The following is a 14,460-nucleotide window of genomic DNA, read 5'->3' as shown; positions in this document are numbered from 1 at the left end:
TGCCGGCGGCCGACACATGTCCCCTGCTTTGGGGACACCGTCCCGCGAAGAGTGACCGTCACGATCTCCGTCAGAGTTTTTCCTGATCAGGCAAGAGAGAGTGCGCTGGCGAGGGCCAGCAGGCGCGGTGCGGATTTGTTCGTGCCCCGCGCAGCTGAATGGATCTACCTACACTCTGAACGCATTGATGTTTGATCGATTTGGCCAATTGACTACGGGGGTCGATGTGCTTCGAGTGGACATACTTGTTAATTCTCCCATATTTCACCTTGGTCTGGTTCAGACGCTGACGTCCGCCGGGATCAGGATCGTGGCGGCGCGGACGTCGCACGAGGAAGAGCCGTCGTGGTTCGCGGACGTGGTGCTGATCGATGTCGACTCCCTGCCGCGACCGGAGGACCTCACGCACGTCACCGAGGTGGCCAGGAACCTGCCGGTGCTGGTGCTCAGCAACCAGCGTTCCTCCTGCGACATCCGGTACCTGCATGCCGGCGCCTCCGGCGTCATCAGCAAGGCCGAGAGCGGCGAAGACGTCGTCCAGGCGCTGCGGGCCGTGGCCTCTCGAGGGCAAGTCAAGCCCCAGGTCGCCGAGGAGCCGACGGTGATGGAACGGTCCACGGCCAGTGGCCGCCTGTCGGAGCGCGAGATGCAGGTTCTCAGCCAGATCTCCCGAGGACTGACGCATGGACAGGTCGCCACCCGGCTCCATATCAGCCCGCACACCGTCGACACCTACGTGAAACGCATCCGCGCCAAGCTCGGCGCCGGCAACAAGGCCGAGCTCACGCGTGCAGCGCTGCTCGGCCGGCTGGTGGAGGAGCAGGCCGCCGGCAGGCCGCCGTTCGGGCCGATCCCGATCTAGTCGATTGCCTTACGGCAGCGCACCACGGAGCCGAACGGACACCGTAAGGCCTGACCGCGACAGCGGGACGGTGCTCGATCCGAGCACCGTCCCGCTCACAGGCTGACGTCGACGGCTGTGGTGTGACGTGCCAGACAGCGACCGGGACGAGGCACGAAGCGGCCGCAGGCCGGCATCGGTAGCAATACCCGGTTCCGGTGACACGACGCAGTCCGCGTGCGCACGTACGTTTCCCAGCATGACCGAACCTGGGCAGCCCGCAGCCGACGACGGCCCGCGGCTGCTGGCGGTGAGCGATCTGCACGTGGCTGCAGCGGAGAATCGCGTTGTCGTCGACGCGCTGCGACCCAGGCACGCCGATGACTGGCTGATCGTCGCGGGCGACGTCGCCGAGACCTGCTCGACGTTCGCGCAGACGATGGCATCGCTCGCCGAGCGCTTCGCCCGGGTCGTCTGGGCGCCAGGTAACCACGAGCTGTGGAGCCACCCGTCAGATCCGTTGAAGCTGCGCGGTGAGGCGCGGTACCGCCACTTGGTGGACGTCTGCCGAGACCTCGGCGTGGACACCCCGGAGGACCCGTATCCGGTGTGGCCGGGCCTCGGCGGTCCGGTCGCGGTGGCCCCGCTGTTCGTGCTCTACGACTACTCGTTCCACGCTCCCGGCGCGACGACGGTGGAGGAGAGCCTGGCGATCGCATACGAGTCCGGCATCGTCTGCAGCGACGAGTTCCTGCTTCATCCGGACCCCTTTCCGTCCCGGCAGGAATGGTGCTGGGCTCGGCTGGAATACACAGCCTCCCGGCTGGCCGCGGTCGACCCGAAGATGAAGACCGTTCTGGTGAACCACTTCCCGCTGGTCCGGCAGCCCACTGACATCCTGCGGCACCCGGAGTTCGCCCAGTGGTGCGGGACGGTGCGGACGGCCGACTGGCATACGCGCTTCCGTGCCGAAGCCGTCGTCTACGGCCACCTGCACATTCCGCGCACGTCGGACTATGACGGCGTGCGCTTCGAAGAGGTCTCCCTCGGCTACCCGCGTGAATGGCGCGACCGGTCCGTCGCTTTCGCCCCGCGCGTCATCCTGCCTGGCCGGTCGCGATGAAATCACTGCTTCCACCCCACGTCGCGGTGTCCGAGGCCTTCGAGGACCTGCCGGACGTGGCACTGTTGACCGGAGAGGCCGAAGCACTGGCCCGAGCGGTCAAGAAGCGGCGCCGCGAATACGCGACCGTCCGCCACTGCGCCCGCCGTGCCCTCGCCGAACTGGGTCTGCCGCCGGCTGCCATCCTCAGCGGCGCGAACCGGGAACCGATATGGCCTGAAGGCGTTCTCGGCAGCCTGACACACTGTGACGGCTACCGGGCAGCCGCGCTCGCGCACGTCGGCACCATCGCTTCGCTGGGCATCGACGCCGAGCCGCACGAACCACTCCCGCCGGGGGTCCTCGACACCATCGCCCGCCCCGAGGAATATCCGCTTCTCGACCGGTGCGCGAGCGAGCAGCCCGGCATCCACTGGGACCGGCTGCTGTTCAGCGCGAAGGAATCCGTATACAAGGCCTGGTTCCCGCTCGCTCGACGCTGGCTCGGTTTCGAGGACGCCACGGTGCACTTCGATTCCCGGGGTGGGACGTTCGCAGTCGAGATCCACGAATCCGGTCCCGTCTGCGGCGAGCGGCCGCTCTCCGAAATGAACGGCCGCTGGCTGGTCCGGGACGGGCTGATCCGCACCGCGATCACGGTCCCCGCAGCCTGATCCCGTTGCTGATTCCAAAGTCGGATACACACGCGCCCGGCGGCAGCGGCCGGCCCCTCCACGATCCACGTTCCGGCGGGCGCCCGGCGGACCGGGACGGGCATCTGACCGCCCTTCGCCCACCGCCACGCGGTCTGATAGCTCACACCCTGACTGCGAGCCCACTCCGGAAAGCTTCACACAGGACCATACATGAACATCCTTCATTGCGTTCGCCCATGATCCTGGTGACAATTCGCAACCCCATCGGCGGTGTCCACACCCAGCGGACGCCCAGGGTTCCGTCTCGCGTTCATGAGGCGACCGACCGCTCGGGCTGTCCCTCGTTCAGGTGTCATGTCCGCGAGCGATCGAGGGCCTACGCTCGGAACCGGAGCAAGCATGATAGGCGGTAATCGATGCATTCGGGTACGCCAGTTGGTCGGCTTGCCCTCAACGGCAGGTGGTCGATGTGGGACCTGTCCGGGCTGCGCAGCGCCGGGACGCCCGCTGAGCGACTGCTCGCGGACATGGGACCGGACGGGCTCGGGCCGGTGCGCGCCGCCATCGCGGACCCGTGGTTCGTGAGCGCGATCGCCTGGCAAAACCCCGATCTGGTGCGGGACTGGCTGGGCGTGCGCCATCTCGCCGCCTCCGCTGACACCCCCGACCGCCGGCTGAGGACGTCACACCAGCGGATCCTGGGGGCGTACCTACAGCGCTACGCAGCAAAGAACGACGTCATCGGCTTCTCCGGCCCGACCTGTTCCGCCCGCTGGAGCGACGCCGCCGGGCAACCGCTGCTGGTCCGCCCAGGGCGGGCCATCACCGGGCCCCCCAGGGTTCGCTTTGAACCTTGGGGGCTCGAACAGCTTGTCGACACCTGGGCCGACCAGCGGCGGCTGCGTTGGCACATGCCCGTGACCCGGGACCGGAGTTCGCTGGTTCACCAGGGCAGACTCTTCCGCAGCGCCCCACCCCTCGATGTCGGCCCGCTCCAGGCCGCGATCCATCACCGCGCCGACGGAACGCGCAGTGCGGCGGACCTCTTCGACGAACTGGCGAAACGCGGCCTGGCTCAGGACCCGGCGGCATTCGGCGACACCCTGGCAGCCCTGGCCGATCTCGCGGTCGTCGACTGGCGCTTCCGGGTCCCCCTGGACCACCAACCGGAACTCGCGCTACGGGAACAGATCGCACGGATCGCCGACCCGGACGTGCGCGCCGAACTCCTCGCGGTGCTCGACCGCCTCGACGCCGCCCGACTGAAGATCAGCCGAATCGCCGGCGCCGGCCTGCAACCGATTCGTCTGACCGAGGCGATGACGGAGTTGGACACCGAGTTCGGCTTGGCCACCGGAGAGTCGGCCCGGCGGCACGCCACCGGACGCCACACCGGCCACGGACGACGCCTGCTGTATCTGGACACCACGCGAGATGTCGAGGTCATACTCGGTCCCGAACTCCAGGCAGCGCTTGCCGAACCGCTCGGCCTCCTTCTGGACAGCGCCCGCTGGCTGACCGCACAGGTCGCCGAGCTCGCCCGCAACACCTTTGACGCCCTGTTGGACCGGCTGGGACGAAGCCAGATCCCGCTGCTCACCGCTTTCGAGGAACTTGAGGCGGCTATGAGCGGCGAACCCGGTGGGCAGCTGCGGGCGCTGCTCGATGAGCTGCGACGTCGCTGGACCGAGGTGCTGGGGGTTTCGCCGGCGCAGCGCCGGGTCGACCTCGACGTGTCCGACGTGGCTGGTCGTGTTCGGACCGCATTCGAAGCGGCCGACTACGGCTGGGCCGCCGCCCGCCAGCACGCACCCGACCTGATGCTCGCGGTGGACCGCTGGGACGGCGATCAGCCGGCCGAATTCCGCTGGATCCTGGGGGAGCTGCATCTGGCTGTCAACACCCTGGAGAACCGGGTATTCACCACCGGGCACCCGAACCCGGAGATCATCGAAGCGGCCGTGGCCGACGACTTCGCTGCCGGGCGGATCGTGTCGACTTTCGACCGTACGTCCCCGCGGTTCAACGCACGGGTGTATCCGCCGCTCAGCTTCGACGTTCCGGATCGCTACCGGCACTGGGCATGGCACGCGAAGGACACCCTGCCGCCGGAGCGCGACCGCATCCCCGGCGCCGCCCTGTGGCTGCACCGGACTACGCAGGGTCAGCTGCGGGTCCGCAGTGTCGATCGGGAGTTCGAGGCCGATGTCGTGGAGGTGATGGGCGAGTTCCTGAGCGGCTGTGTGGCGGAGCAGTTCGCGCTGCTGCCCTTGGACTGGACGCATCTGCCCCGGGTGACGCTCGGCAGGCTCGTCGTCGTGCGCGAGACCTGGCGTGTCGACGCGCGGGAGCTTGCTGACGGCCCGTGTGGACTGGCTGAGCACGGGGTCCCACGGCATTCGTTCGCGATCATCCCTGGCGAGGCGAAGCCGATCCTCGTCGACTTGGAGAGTCGGGTCTCCGCTCTCCAACTCACCCGTTCGGTGTGCCGAGCCCTGCAACGGGATCCGGACGCGGCGATCACCGTCTCCGAGATGCTCCCTGCCTTCGAGCACCTGTGGCTCCACGACGCGCAGGGCCGCCGCTACACCTCCGAACTGCGGGTCGTCGCAGTGGACACGTCCGAGCACGAACGGGTATTGCCATGCTGCTGACCTCCGGTGCCGTCGCCGACTTCGTCCCCGATCTCGACTCTCTCGGACCGGACGCCGCATGGTTCGACCACCCCGCACTCGGGCTCTACAGCAGTGCTCCCTGGCTGCGGGCTCATGAAGCGCTGGACGACGCCACGGCAGGCTACCTCCGGGTGTCGAACCCGAGCGGGTTGAGCGGGGCCGCGCGGTTGGCCCTTCCACAGCAGGAAGCGAACGTCGCTTACCGACCGCACGTCATGTTCCCCTTCCACCAGGAACACCCCTACGCGCTGCTCGGACCTCGCCGCGGCTACCGCAGCCAGCTGCCGCTGGCGGGCTCCGGTTCGGCCGCCGCGCTGCTCCAGGCCACGGCCGAGCGTGCCGCTCGCGACGGTCGGCGCTGGCTGTACGCGTTGCATCTGACCACGAAGACCGCCGACGCGATCAGCAATGATCGGGCTGCGCTGCCCCTGCTGGCCCCGCTCTTCGACACCGTCATCCCGGTTCAGGGGCAGTCCATGACCGAACATCTGGACAGCATCGGGCGCAACAGGCGCAAACGCCACCGGGATCGCCGCAAGGTCGCGCAGCTGGGCCTTCGTTTCGGGCGGGAGCGCCTCGCGGACTGCATCGAGGAGATCCTCCCGTTGCGCCAGCAGACCTTTCGGCGGCACGGTTCGCAGCGCAGCCCCGAAGACCTGCTCCGCGAGTTGGAGCTCATGAGCAGTCACTTCGCCGACTACGAGACGCTGTTCACCGTGCGAGATCCGGGAAACCGACGCCTGCTCGGCTACGCCCTGGTCTACCAGTGGGGCGGCTGGCTGTGGGCGCGCAGCCTCGGACTGGTCGAGGAGCTGCGCACCAACAGCACGCCGGTGATCTTCGAGCTGGAGTTCCATCTGCCTTTGGACCTCTGTTTCGAGCGCGGGCTGCGATTCTACCACCTGGGCCCCTCGAACTATGCGAGCAAGCTCGCACGCGGCGCGGTCGTCCGGCCGCTCTGGCAGGTGGCGCTCCTGGAGGGCGAGGACGTGTTCCCGATCGACGGCCTGGCACGGTGGACGCACCACGTGCTGACCCGGCTACAGGCCGACTGCCGACCCCACACACTACCGCCGGACCTTGTCGTCGGGATCCTGCAGCAGGCCATGGCCTATGGACGTGCCCACTTCGGCGACGACTGCGTCGACCGGGCAATCGCGCAGGGGCAGGGATGAGCGCGGCCACCACCGAGGAGATCGCGCAGGCCTTCACCCGGCTCTGCCGGGACTCACCCGTCCTGCGCTCCGTTGCCGCCGAACTCGCCGGCGGCAAGTACCGCTGGGAAGGCGTCAACGGCGGATACCTGGCCCGGCCGGTCTTCGCGTCGCTGGACGATCTGCACTCCTTCGTCGGCGATCTGCTCGTGACCCTGAAGGCGGCCATCGCGCTGCCACGCCGGTTGTTCGACGGAGACCTCGACCGGTACTGCTCGCTGCTCGGCATCGACGAGCGTCGCGCCGGCCTGATGCGCCGACCGGGCACGGTGCCGACCCTCTATGGCCGCGCCGACGCGCTGCACGACGGCACGGGTTTCAAACTGCTGGAGACCGGCCTCACGAGCGCGGTGGGCGCCGTGGAGCAGATCGATGTCGGCCCGCGTCGGTGGATGATGCTTCCGGAGGTCGCGTCCTTCGTCCGTGACCACCGGCTCGGATTCGTGTCGGCTGCGGAAACGCTGGTGCGCCTGATGAGGGAGGCCGCCGGGGCCGTCCGGTCGGGTCGCGATCCGGTCGTGGTCCTCGCCGAGGGGCCAGGCGGCCTGGTCAGATTCGGCCAAGGCTGGGCACCGCTGCAGAGGGTGCTCCGCAACTTCGGCATCGACTGCCGGCTGGCCGAACTCGGCGATCTCGAACTCCGCCGGAACCGTCTCCTGCTGCGGACCGACTCCGGCGACGTGCCGGTCGACGTGGTCTTCCGGTGCTTCAACAGTGACCAGGTACTGGGCCACCGCGACGGCCCAGCCATGTTGGACAACGTGATCCGAGCCCACTCAGACGGCCTCGCGGTGCTGTGGTCGCACCTGAGCACTGAGTTGTTCTCCAACAAGGGATGCCTCGCGCTGCTCTCCGACCCGCGCTGGCAGGGTGCCGACGAGCGGGAGCGGCAGGCCATCGATCGCATCCTGCCGTGGACCCGGCTGCTGACGGCAGACGATCGGCCCGGGCTTTCCGGACTGCTGGCGGAGTGCCGGGAACGGCGCACCGAACTGATCCTCAAGCCCTTTGTCGGTTACGGCGGTCAGGGCGTCATCGCGGGATGGGAGTGTGACCAGCGGCGCTGGGACGAAGCGCTCGACGAGGCGGCGACCGGGAACGCCATCGTGCAGGCCCGCGTCCGGCCCGCACCGGAACGGGTCTACGATCCGCGCGCCGACCGGGAAGAGCCCTGGGACGTCGTCCACGGGATCTTGTACTCGCCGCACGGCTACACCGGCTCGTTCGCTCGGGCGCTACCGACCGGAACCGGTGCCGTCATCAACATCACGACCAATCCAGACACCCGGTTGTCGGCCGTATTCCACCACGGTGAGGTGGGAGGCGACGGCGGCCGCGCCGCAGAACCTGGCGATCCGTCACGGTCGTGAGGCCGGCTGCATTCGTTCACGGCGCTCGACCTCCGTCCACCTGATCGCCCGGAGCGTTCAGGGATGCTTTGCGGCCAGGTGCACGATTCTGGCGATCCGCGGCGAGCGCCAGATCGTCCGCTCTGGAATCGCCCGGCCGACAAGGACATCGACCCGGTGCAGGTACCGCTGCTCGATGGCGCTCGCGCCATCATGGACGCCTCATGTCAGCGTGCGTCCCCCGTTCGTGGGGCGTGACCGGCGACCGTGCCGCCCCTAGCCTCGCCACGTGCCTACCTCTCACCCGCAATCAGTCGTCGCTGCGCCGCGCGCATTGTCCGTCAAAGAGCAGGCGCTGTGGATGCTGCAACGCCTGGCTCCCGAGGCGGGGGTGTCGAACGAGGCGCTGGCTTTCCGGGTGGGGGGTCGGCTCGACGCCGCGCTGCTCGCCGAGGCTCTGGACTGCGTCGTGAGCCGGCACGAGGCACTGCGTACGCTGTTCCCCGAAGCCCACGGCGAGCCGGCGGCCGTGGTGCTGAGGCCGCAGGAAGCGCGGGTCGTCCTTGACGTGCACGAGACGGACGAGTCGACCGTGCACGAGGCGATGCAGTTCTTCGCGGCCCGGCCGTTCCCATTGGAGTCGGGCCCGCCGCTGCGTGTCGGGCTGTGGCGTACAGAAGGCGGCGACTATTGCTGCCTAGCCTTCCATCACCTCGCCTACGACGCCTGGACCGCCGGAATCGTCTTCGGTGAATTACGCGACGCGTACGAGGCCCTGCGGACCGGTGGCCCGCGGCCACCCCGCGAGCCGGTCCCTGCCGTCCGTGAGCCGGTGTCCGATCCTGCGGCGCTCGCCTACTGGCGCTCCCACATCGCCGGTATCCAGGCGGCGGAGCAGCGGCTTGCCATGGGACGTCCCGACCCGCAGCGGCCGACCTTCGCGGGCGCGGTACGGCACCACCGGCTCTCCCCCGTCGCCGTGGCCGCCACTCGGGATGCGGCACGCCGCTGGAAAGTCACCGAGAGCATGGTTCACCTTGCGGCGTACTACCTGCTCCTAGCCCGCCACGGGGCAGGACCCGACCTGGTGGTGGGGGTTTCGGCCGACGTACGGGGCATCACCGATCGGCAGGCCGTGGGCTATCACGTCAACACCCTTCCCCTCAGGCTCGTAGTGGATCTTACGGCTCCCGTCGGCGAACTCGTCCGGCGCGTCGGCGAGGTCTTTCTGACAGGCCTGGGCCATCGGCACGTGCCGTACGAGGCGGTGCTGCCGGGTCTGGAGACGGTGGGCAGCAGTTGGCGCACCCCGTTGTTCCGTCACATGTTCAACTATCGACCCGTTCCGGTGCCGCTGGACGCGCAGATGGGCGGCCTTCCGGTCGAACTGCTGGGGGTGAAGACCGGGTACAGCCGGCACGACCTGGAGTTCATCGTCGAGAGCGGCGACAAAGGCGCGAACGTGCAGGCCGTGTACAGCACCGAGATCTTCGAGGACGCGGAGATCGAGGCGCTGCAACTGCGCTATGACGCCATCCTTGCCGGGCTCGTGGGCGACGACCGCCCAGCCGGCGAGGTGCGCTGGTGGAGCGAACGGGATGAGCGGATCGCGATGGCGGGGGATCGGACATCGCCGGCACCACCGGCGACTCCCGTCGCCACCGCGGTGGCCGCGGCCGCGCGCGCCGCGGGTGACTCCATCGCGCTGGTCGACGGCCCGACCGAATACACCTATGGCGAGCTGGCGGCGGCGGCCGCGACCGTGCACGCACGCTTGCTGCAGGCCGGGGTGGGCCCAGGCGGGCTCGTCGCGGTGTGCGCAGCCCGCGGGTTCGGGCTCGCGGCCGCCACCCTGGGGATCTGGGAAGCAGGGGCCGCCTATCTGCCGCTGCACCCCGAGACGCCCGAAGAGACGCTCGCCTTCCAACTGCGGGACTCGGCCGCCGATCTGCTTCTCGCCGACGAAGTGCTGCCTGCGGGCTTTGAAGTTCCGTGCCCGGTGCTGCCGCTCGCGCAGATCCTGGCGGCGCAGGACGTTCGATCAGAGCTGCAGGGTGTCGTGGATCCGGCTGCCCGCAGCTACGTGATCTATACCTCCGGATCCACCGGCCGCCCCAAGGGTGTCGAGCTCAGCCATGCGAACCTTGCCAACGTTGTGGCGCACTTCCGCGAGTCGCTCCTGGCGAGCCCGGCCGATGCCATGCTGTGGCTCACTGCATTCTCGTTCGACATATCCGCACTGGAGTTGTTCCTGCCACTCAGCTGCGGGGGCCGCGTCGTTGTCGCACCGGATTCGGCCCGGGCAGACATGGCGGAGCTGGTCGATCTGGCGACACGGCACGATGTGCGCCTGCTCCAGGCGACCCCGACCACTCTCGCGACGGCAGCTCGGATCGGGTGGGAGGCGCTGAGCGGACGGACGCTGCTGTGCGGCGGGGAGCCGATGACCGAGGCGCTCGCCGCCGACCTGTTGCGCACCGGCTGCAGGCTGATCAACGTATACGGCCCGACAGAGACCGCGATCTGGTCCACGAGCGCGGAACTTCGTCCCGGCGCGGAGGTGACCGTGGGGCGGCCCGTGCGCGAGACCGCCGTCCACGTCGCCGCGCCGGACGGCTCCGCCCTGCCGCCCGGACTCGCGGGAGAGGTGTGCATAGGCGGAGCGGGCGTGGCTATCGGCTACCTCAACAGGCCGGACCTCACCGCGGACAGGTTCAGGTCTGACCCGTCCGGACGGCGCTGTTACCGCACGGGTGACCGGGGACGCTGGCGCTTCGACGGCCGACTCGAACTGCTGGGGCGCACCGACCGCCAGGTGAAGATCCGCTCCCACCGTCTCGAACTCGGCGAAGTCGAGTCCGTTTTCGCCTCGCATCCCCGGGTGTCTGCCGCGGCAGTCGTGCTCCGGACCGATATGCCCGAGCAATCGCGCCTGGTCGCATTCGTGCAATGGGACAAGGACGGTGCGGACAGCACCGACGACACGCTGGCGCGCACGCTCTGGGACCACGCACGCGGGCGGCTGCCCAGCTACGCGCTGCCCGGCCGGATCGTATTGGGCAGCCTGCCGGTCAACAGGAGCGGCAAGGTCGACTATCCCGCGCTGGCGCGAGTGCCGCTGCCCGCCGAGCAGCGAGGCGCTGCACCGCACCGGCAGGACACGGTCGACAGCAACGAGCAGGAAGCGGTTCAGCTGATCGTCGCGCTGTGGCGTGAGGTGCTCGAAGATCCGAGCATCGAGGACACGGACAACTTCTTTCTCGCGGGTGGGCACTCCATGGTGGCTGTGCGCATGCTTTCGCGACTGGCGGCGGCCACCGGCGTACGGCTCACGCTGGGCGATCTACTTGAGGCGCCCACCCCGGCCGAACTTGCCGGGCGGGTGGGAACGGAAGTGAGGTGAGCTCGCTCCGCCCGGCCGGCCGGTAGCCGGCTCCGATCGGCGAGAGCATCAGCCGCGGCGTCGCCTGCACCGTCAGGTGGACGAGTGGCGGGTTCGGATCACAAAGTTTGCACCGCGGCGGCGAACTGGTCGCCTCGGTCGGCGTAGTCGCGGTAGCTGTCGAAGCTGGCACAGGCCGGCGAGAGCAGCACCACGTCTCCCGGCCGGGCCGAGGCCGCGGCCTGCTCGACCACGGTCGACATGGGGCCGGAGACGAACTCGTAATCCGTGAAGCCTCGGGCGTCCAGAGCCGATGCGATCGCGGGAGCGTCCTGGCCCACGAGGAGGACCTTGCGGACGTGGTTGGCCTCGACCGCCTCGGCCAGCGTCTGATACGACATCCCCTTGCTGGAGCCGCCCAGGATGACGATCTTCGGCTCCGGGTACGCGGCCATTGCCGCGCGACTGGTCTCCGGCGTGGTGGACAGAGAGTCGTTCACGTAGAGGACGCCGCCCACCTTCTTGACCGGCGCCAGGCGGTGCGGGAGTGGCTTCATCGAGCCGATACCGGCGTTGACGACCGCAGCGTCGCCGTCAACGATGTCGTACACCGCTGCCACGGCGGCGGCGAGGTTTTCGAGGACGTGCCGCCCGCGCAACTGAACGTCGGCCGCATCGACGATACGAGTGTTCCCGCGGTAAACGCCGTTGTCCCGGGCGTGAAAGCCGTCATGCCGACCGACCGGGATGTGGCGACCCGGGCTCGTCGCCGCGATCGCCGCGGCGACCGGGTTGTCCGCCGCGAAGACGACGCTGTCCTCCGGGTGCTGGAAAGCGGCGATGGCAGCCTTCGCCTCGAAGTACTCCGGCAAGCCCGTATGCCAGTTGAGGTGATCGGGTGTCACCGGCAGAACGACAGCAAGACCGGGGGAAGACGTGCAGTCCATGAGCTGGAAGTTGGAGACTTCGAGCACGACCCAGTCGGAGGGCCGGATATCACCGAGGAAGGCCAGGGGCGGGACCCCGATGTTTCCTCCGAGGAAGACCCGGTGGCCGGCGGCGCGCAGCACGGCGGCGATGGCGGTGCACGTGGTGCCCTTGCCCTGGGTGCCGGTGACACCGATCACGGGTGCCGGGCAGACCCGCAGGAACTCGCGGATGACGCTGGTGGTCGCAACGCCCGCGGGGATGAGGTCGGGTCGCACCCCAGGACTCCGCACAACCAGGTCGAAATCGGTCAATCCGGCCAGGTAGTCAGGGCCCACCTGGATTTCGACGCCCGCGGGTGGGGTCGCCTCCAGCTTGGGTGCACACACGGTGATATCGCCCTTGTCCAGCCAGTAGTCAACGGCTGCACGACCCTCGACGCCGTAACCCACGACCGCGATCTTCAAGGCCCGCTCCTCACTGACGATGCACCCGCCGGCATGCTCACTCTGAGTATCGGCAACACCCGCACCACTCTGCGTAGCAGAGTATTACATGAGCCTCGTTTGCCCTGAATGCCGGGCAATCGAGGCTCAGGAGGAATCATGACGGCGGCAGGGCCGCAGATCCCTTCCTCGCCACAGTCCGGTCCGATGGTGTTCAGAGATCGAGACCCGGATAGAGCGGGAACCTTTCGAGCAGGGCAAGGGCGCGTCGTGAGACCGATTGCCCCACCGCCGGGTCGAGGTAGAACCGGCTACTCGACCCTGGCACCGCGGCGGTGTCCCGAAGCACCAGGTAGATGAGTTCGCCGATCTCTGTCATCTCGTCGCCGCCCATCCCGAGCGTGGTCAGAGCAGCGGTGCCGAAACGTAGTCCGCTGGTGTACCAGCGACCGTGCGAGTCCGACGGAATGGTGTTGCGGTTACAGGTCAACCGAGCGCTGCGCAGCGCGCTCTCGGCCTGCCGTCCGGTGAGGCCGAACGGCCGCACGTCGACGAGTACCAGGTGATTGTCGGTTCCGCCGGTCAGCACTGGGACGCCCCTGGCGACGAGCGTCTCAGCGAGCCGGCGGGCGTTGGCGACGACGCCATGGGCGTAATCACGAAACTCCGGCGTCGACGCCTCGTCGAGAGCGACCGCTTTCGCCGCCATCATCTGCGGTATCGGCGCGCTGATGACGAGCGGGCAGCCGCGATCGACCGCGTCGGCGAATTCGGATCGGCATAGCACCATCCCACCGCGTGGGCCACGCAGCGTCTTATGCGTGGTGGTGGTCACGATATCCGCATACCTCACCGGGTCGTGGTCCCCGCTCAGCGCGCCGCCAGCTACCAGTCCCGCGAAATGAGCCATGTCCACCATGAGGGTGGCGCCCACTTCGTCCGCGATCTGGCGCAGGATCCGGAAGTCGAGCAGACGGGGATAGGCGCTGTAGCCGGCCAACAGGATCAGCGGCCTCACCTCGCGCGCCATCCGCGCGAGATCGGTGTAGTCCACCGTTCCGGAAGGTCCGACGCCGTAGGCATGGGTATCGAAGAGCTTGCCGGTGATGTTGCTCCGTACGCCGTGCGACAGATGTCCACCAGCCTCCAGCGACATCGACAGCAATCGCTGATTGCCAAGCTCGGTGCGCAGCTTCCGCCATTCGGCCGCGCTCAGCTCATCGACGTTGCGACCACCCGCACCCAGCACAGCCGGATTCTGGACGCGGTGCGCCAGAATTGCCCAGAAGGCGACCAGATTGGCGTCGAGACCGCTGTGCGGTTGTATATAGGCGTGGTCCGCGGCGAATAGCTTCTTCGCCCGGCTGACAGCATATTCTTCGATGTCGTCGACATTTTGGCAACCGGCATACAGCCGCTTCCCCGGCACGCCCTCCGCCGACTTGTCATTCAGCCAGTTGGCCGCAGCGAGCAGCACCGCCGGAGAGGCGAAATTCTCACCGGCGATGAGCTTCACATTCTGCCGTTGATCTGCCAATTCGGCGAGGATCGACTCGGCCACCGCCGGCGACGTCTGTGTCACCACGTCCAGTCCGGCCGCAAATGCGATCGTGGCAGGTGAGAAACGATCGACGAATTCAGCTGGGATGGTTCGTTCCAGGTATTGCTTGAGGAGGGAGCTTCGGATTCCTGTCACGCTCATCACTCTCGGGACGCCTTGTGGGTCGGGCCATCTCTCCGTCTGGCCGGGTGGCTATCGGCTTCGCCGACAGGCGACGGTTGGCCAGCCACGACGCGCAGGTCACCCTTGTGCGAATCGAGGCGGATTATGCGGGGCAACACTAACCGGGGACGCGGAGCGGGCGAAT

Annotated in this window: 9 protein-coding genes; 7 read left to right on the top strand and 2 right to left on the bottom strand. The window is 68.3% G+C overall.

The features are described 5' to 3' along the window. Positions 1–310 precede the first annotated feature (310 nt). From HAV39_RS13505 to HAV39_RS13475, 7 genes are all read left to right on the top strand, one after another. Positions 311–862 carry a helix-turn-helix transcriptional regulator gene (locus tag HAV39_RS13505; RefSeq protein WP_203736108.1) on the top strand — a complete coding sequence of 184 codons (552 nt, stop codon included), beginning with the start codon at positions 311–313 and terminating at the stop codon, positions 860–862. Between the two features lie 238 nt (positions 863–1,100). Continuing rightward, the gene (locus HAV39_RS13500) at positions 1,101–1,964 is read left to right on the top strand and encodes a metallophosphoesterase family protein (protein WP_191839539.1); all 864 of its coding nucleotides are present in this window, start codon (positions 1,101–1,103) and stop codon (positions 1,962–1,964) included. Positions 1,965–1,990: 26 nt separating this feature from the next. Continuing rightward, complete coding sequence (locus HAV39_RS13495; RefSeq protein WP_239120314.1) at positions 1,991–2,617, top strand: 4'-phosphopantetheinyl transferase family protein; 627 nt, start codon at positions 1,991–1,993, stop codon at positions 2,615–2,617. A gap of 449 nt (positions 2,618–3,066) precedes the next feature. Continuing rightward, entirely contained in the window at positions 3,067–5,253 is a 2,187-nt protein-coding gene (locus HAV39_RS13490) for a lantibiotic dehydratase (RefSeq protein WP_191839537.1), read from the top strand. Continuing rightward, a complete protein-coding gene (locus HAV39_RS13485) occupies positions 5,244–6,449 on the top strand; it encodes a peptidogalycan biosysnthesis protein (RefSeq protein ID WP_191839536.1) in 1,206 nt (401 codons plus the stop codon). The genes HAV39_RS13490 and HAV39_RS13485 overlap by 10 nt, the downstream gene beginning before the upstream one ends. Continuing rightward, a complete protein-coding gene (locus tag HAV39_RS13480) occupies positions 6,446–7,858 on the top strand; it encodes a hypothetical protein (RefSeq protein ID WP_191839535.1) in 1,413 nt (470 codons plus the stop codon). Before HAV39_RS13485 ends, HAV39_RS13480 begins: the two co-directional genes overlap by 4 nt. A gap of 268 nt (positions 7,859–8,126) precedes the next feature. Then, positions 8,127–11,240, top strand: a complete 3,114-nt coding sequence (locus HAV39_RS13475; RefSeq protein ID WP_191839534.1) for a non-ribosomal peptide synthetase — start codon at positions 8,127–8,129, stop codon at positions 11,238–11,240. Positions 11,241–11,338: 98 nt separating this feature from the next. Here the strand turns inward: HAV39_RS13475 and murD are convergent, their stop codons facing one another. Together murD and HAV39_RS13465 are read right to left on the bottom strand one after the other, a co-directional pair. Then, a complete protein-coding gene (murD, locus tag HAV39_RS13470; protein ID WP_191839533.1) occupies positions 11,339–12,613 on the bottom strand; it encodes a UDP-N-acetylmuramoyl-L-alanine--D-glutamate ligase in 1,275 nt (424 codons plus the stop codon). 193 nt (positions 12,614–12,806) lie between these two features. Then, a complete protein-coding gene (locus tag HAV39_RS13465; protein WP_191839532.1) occupies positions 12,807–14,294 on the bottom strand; it encodes an aminotransferase class I/II-fold pyridoxal phosphate-dependent enzyme in 1,488 nt (495 codons plus the stop codon). Positions 14,295–14,460 lie beyond the last annotated feature (166 nt).

This window comes from Catellatospora chokoriensis, assembly GCF_011297315.1.
Classification (GTDB): Bacteria; Actinomycetota; Actinomycetes; order Mycobacteriales; family Micromonosporaceae; genus Catellatospora; species Catellatospora citrea.
Note: the sequence above shows the minus strand (reverse complement) of the source record. Positions and strands in the feature narration are given on the sequence as shown.

Bases quoted from the DNA above. Each gene is read 5' to 3' on its own strand.
- HAV39_RS13485 (WP_191839536.1), top strand. From the start codon at position 5,244: ATGCTGCTGACCTCCGGTGCCGTCGCCGACTTCGTCCCCGATCTCGAC.
- HAV39_RS13500 (WP_191839539.1), top strand. From the start codon at position 1,101: ATGACCGAACCTGGGCAGCCCGCAGCCGACGACGGCCCGCGGCTGCTG.
- HAV39_RS13480 (WP_191839535.1), top strand. From the start codon at position 6,446: ATGAGCGCGGCCACCACCGAGGAGATCGCGCAGGCCTTCACCCGGCTC.
- HAV39_RS13465 (WP_191839532.1), bottom strand. From the start codon at position 14,294: ATGAGCGTGACAGGAATCCGAAGCTCCCTCCTCAAGCAATACCTGGAA.
- HAV39_RS13490 (WP_191839537.1), top strand. From the start codon at position 3,067: ATGTGGGACCTGTCCGGGCTGCGCAGCGCCGGGACGCCCGCTGAGCGA.